This window comes from Alkalibaculum bacchi, assembly GCF_937875145.1.
Classification (GTDB): Bacteria; Bacillota; Clostridia; order Eubacteriales; family Alkalibacteraceae; genus Alkalibaculum; species Alkalibaculum bacchi_A.
Genome location: NZ_CALNCS010000138.1, coordinates 1 through 4,229 on the forward strand (window position 1 = coordinate 1; position 4,229 = coordinate 4,229).

4 protein-coding genes and 1 riboswitch are annotated in these 4,229 nt (G+C 34.6%); all 4 genes read right to left on the bottom strand.

Translation table 11 applies throughout. From position 1 onward, the window contains the following. Positions 1-552: 552 nt before the first annotated feature. Complete coding sequence (locus Q7P22_RS08410; RefSeq protein WP_303863071.1) at positions 553-1,284, bottom strand: amino acid ABC transporter ATP-binding protein; 732 nt, start codon at positions 1,282-1,284, stop codon at positions 553-555. Positions 1,285-1,299: 15 nt separating this feature from the next. Next, the gene (locus Q7P22_RS08415; protein WP_303863074.1) at positions 1,300-2,067 is read right to left on the bottom strand and encodes an amino acid ABC transporter permease; all 768 of its coding nucleotides are present in this window, start codon (positions 2,065-2,067) and stop codon (positions 1,300-1,302) included. Between the two features lie 69 nt (positions 2,068-2,136). Beyond that, positions 2,137-2,919 (bottom strand): transporter substrate-binding domain-containing protein, encoded by a 783-nt coding sequence (locus Q7P22_RS08420; RefSeq protein WP_303863079.1) that lies wholly within the window; start codon positions 2,917-2,919, stop codon positions 2,137-2,139. 159 nt (positions 2,920-3,078) lie between these two features. Further along, positions 3,079-3,260: riboswitch (Lysine riboswitch) on the bottom strand. Between the two features lie 107 nt (positions 3,261-3,367). Then, positions 3,368-3,955, bottom strand: a complete 588-nt coding sequence (locus Q7P22_RS08425; RefSeq protein WP_303863076.1) for a hypothetical protein — start codon at positions 3,953-3,955, stop codon at positions 3,368-3,370. Positions 3,956-4,229: the final 274 nt, after the last annotated feature.

Below are 4,229 nucleotides of genomic sequence, written 5' to 3' on the forward strand. Positions count from 1 at the left end.
GTTTGTGTGCACTATTCTATTTTCAAATACCTTGGAGTAGTTACTTTACTTACAAAGAACGCAGTAATGCGGTAAGTAATTAGTACTACCTATGCCAGACTTATCCAAGAAAACGAGCCTTAAGGCGAAGTTTGATTGGTTATAAGTTACGGCTTGCCTTTCGGCTTTTTAGAATTACTAAGTTCTTTTTTTTAGCTTGTCTCACGAGACAGCTTTTATATCTTACTTCTTTTTGTTTCTTTTGTCAACCACTTTTTCAAAAATAATTATTTGTCATACTTTTTATTATTTTGTCATTTCTTGCGGCGACTTTTACTATTATAGAGTGTTCTCTTAATTTTGTCAATCACTTTTTTGATTCTTATTTTTTATTCCACAATAAAGTGCCTTTGGTACTTGAACAGCTGCCAGTCAACAGCGTTAGGTCAATTCTTACAGGTCAAAATTCAACTGCATATAAAAAATAGCTAAGTCTACAAGTAGAACTTTTCTATTAAACATGAAAATTGCCAAATGGATTATAATGATCCATCTGGCAATTATAAACAATCTTTATAGTACACGTTTTAAAAATTCTTTTGTACGCTCCTGTGTAGGTGTATTGAATATCTGTTCAGGTGTACCTTCCTCAGCTATAACTCCTTTGTCCATGAATATAACTCGATCTGATACATCCCTTGCAAAATCCATTTCATGAGTAACTACCATCATAGTTAATCCACTATCTGCTAATTCCTTCATAACTTTTAGTACCTCTCCAACCATTTCTGGATCAAGAGCAGAAGTTGGCTCATCAAACAACATTACATCAGGCTCCATAGAAAGAGCTCTCGCTATGGCAACCCGTTGTTTTTGCCCACCTGATAATTGATTAGGTCTTGCATTAATAAACTGATCCATGCCAACTACCTTAAGGTATTGCATCGCTATTTTTTCAGCTTCTTCTTTAGAACGCTCCAAAACTTTAACTTGACCAACTACACAATTATTTAAAACATTATGATTGTTGAATAAATTAAATTGTTGAAATACCATTCCTAGCTTTGTTCTATATGCATACACATCGTGTTTATCATCAAGTATATTCTCACCTTTGTAAATAATAGCTCCACCACTAGGTCTTTCTAGCAAATTTACACAGCGCAAGAGTGTAGATTTGCCAGAACCAGATGAACCGATAATACTTACAACTTCTCCTTTGTCCACGGTAATATTTATATCTCTTAATACTTCGTGAGTGCCGAAGGATTTATTCAATCGTTGTATCTCTATTACTTTACTCATTGATATCCTCCTTATCTACTGTTTTCTCGTTTTGCTTTTTGCCATTTCAGGTGTTTCTACCTGCATCTGATTTCCAATTATATTGTAATTTTTAGGACCATCAAGCTTTCTTTCAAAATAACGTAGTATTCGGGTTACTGTGAAGGTCATAATAAAATATAAAATACTGGCCACAAAGAAAGATTCAAAATATCTATAATTATTACCGGCAATAGATTTCGTCTGGAAAAACAATTCTGTTACTCCAATTACATTGAGAACTGATGTGTCTTTTATATTAATGACAAATTCATTACCCGTTGCAGGTAATATATTTCGAATTACCTGTGGAATAACTACATTAATCATGGTTTGAATGTGATTCATTCCTATAGCTTGAGCGGCCTCAAATTGTCCATCATCGATAGAAATAATTCCACCACGTACAATTTCAGCCATATATGCACCTGTATTTATAGAGACTATAAATATAGCAGCTACGGTTCGATTCATATGCATGTCAAAGGCTAACGCGGAACCAAAGTAAATAACCATAGCTTGTACGATCATTGGCGTCCCACGGAAAAATTCTACGTAAAAGGATAGTATTCCAGTGATTATTTTCAGAGCTACTCTCCTTGGTCCCTTTTCAGGTAATGGCATCGTGCGTACCACACCTATTAGCAAGCCCAAAATAGAGCCTAAAATTGTACCTGTTATTGAAATTAGTAATGTCATGCCCGCTCCACGAATGAACATCGGCCAGTAGTCAGTAACAATACTTATTAACCAATCTAAAGTCATAATTCTCCTCCTGTTTAAAACATAAAACCGCCTGTAAAATCAGGTCGGTTTTATATACATTATTATGTATTATTGTGCTGCTGGTTGGTTTTTAATTGCTGTATCCATTATATTTTGTTGTTCTTCTAAACTAATACCAGATATAACCTTGTTAATTTGTTCTGTCAATTCACTATCTTTGGCCACACCCACAGCTATTGCCGTATCTTCATCCGATGTCTTAAAACCATCTGTAAATTCTACCATTGCAAATTTTTCATTTGCTGCAGTTGCACTAACACCCTCAGGTCGCTCTGATACATATCCATCAATCATTCCAGATTCAAGAGCAACTCTCATTGCTGAAAAATTATCTGATGCTATTTCTTTATTTACACCTGAAATTTGATCAATTACTGTGTAGTGAAACGTATTTAATTGTGCTGTAATCTTGGCACCACTAAAGTCACTAAGTTTGCTAGCTTTCTCATAGTTTCCACCTTTTTTTACTACCATAACTAAATCGGATTTATAATAATTATCGCTAAAGTCAATTGTTTTTTTTCTTTCTGCTGTTGGAGACATGCCTCCAATAATAGCGTCAATTTTACCTGAGGTCAAAGCTGGAACAAGTCCATCCCACTCAACTTTTACAATTTCTAATTCTTTTCCAAGACCTTCCGCTATTTTCTTTGCAATCTCAACATCATATCCACCTGCATACTCTGCATTACCCTTAATTGGAACACCATCATTAGAATCATTTACTTGAGTCCAATTAAATGGCGCATAATTTGCTTCCATACCTACTTTAAAGGTATCTTCTGAATTTTTTTCTGATGAACCACAAGCTGTAAACATCATAGCTAACATTAATACAATTGATAACACAATCTTTTTCTTCATTTTCTTCTTCTCCCCCTTATAATATTAATTCAAACATAGTTTATCTAGATCTCATTAGTTCACAAAAAGAAGACCTGAGGATTGCTCAGGCCATAATGTACACTTATCCACTAACCCCCTCTTCCCAAATGAGATAGCACTCCTCAACAAACCGGGACGTTTATCGAGACAGTCCTGCAGTTATTCACTGCAGTCCCAGCATATAGTACCGAGAATACTATACACTTCGGCAATACTTCCTTCTCCTTAACCTCATTACTTCTCAAGCTACGTTAAAGACTATTAAATATCGCACCTCTACCTCACCAATTAAAGTGAGGTTGTATTTTATTGTCGTTTATAGTCTACAATATCATGGACAATCTGTCAATTATACAGGGGGCAAACCTTTAAATTTTATCTAAAAACAATTTTGTTATAAAGCTATTTCTTTCTTATTCCATCCTTCATAATAGTAAATCCACTCATCAATTTCTCTCCAGCTTTTCACACGAACTACATTATTTGGCAGCTCGCCTTTATTATAATTACAATCAACTAGTAAAACTTGAAGATCCGCATCTGATAATTGCAATGCATTTTCCAATCGATCTTCAATAAAAATATCTGACTGTAATTCTTTGGCTTTATTTACTTTATCGTGTGAACCTAGAAATGAGATTGTGTCCATAGAGATATTGTAATGGCTCATCCATTCTAGGGTCACCTCCCTCATTATTTTATCTCTTGCCGTTACAAAGTGGATTTTGTGCTTATTGTTTAATTGGTTTATGACTTCTCTCGCTCCCGGTCGAATTTGAGCTTCTTTATGAAGTAACTCACCGTTCTTTAAGTAAAAATCGAAATATTCAATAGGGTCAATTCCTATAATTTTATGAATATCGTAAACAGTAACGTCTTCTGCTTGAACATTAGTGTAAAAATAATCATTTACTCTTTTTAGCCAATAATAAGGTTCCGTGATTGTGCCATCTATATCGATACATATATTCATTTCTTTCATTAAAACACCTCCATAATCTATATTATCATAAAGGGTTGTTGGTTTCTTTAAAAATGGATTAAAAATAAAAAAGCATTAAAAAAGACTCACGATAAACGTGAGTCTTTTTGTAAATCCGCAACGTCCTATTCTCCCATAAGCAGGGAGCCAAATTCCAAAGGAATTTTCGCGAGTCGCTTAGTTCGATATAAAGAAAGATCTCTGATAGCCAGAGATCTTTCTTTACTAGTTAAATCCGCAACGTCCTATTCTCCCAGGGCGTTACCACCCAAGT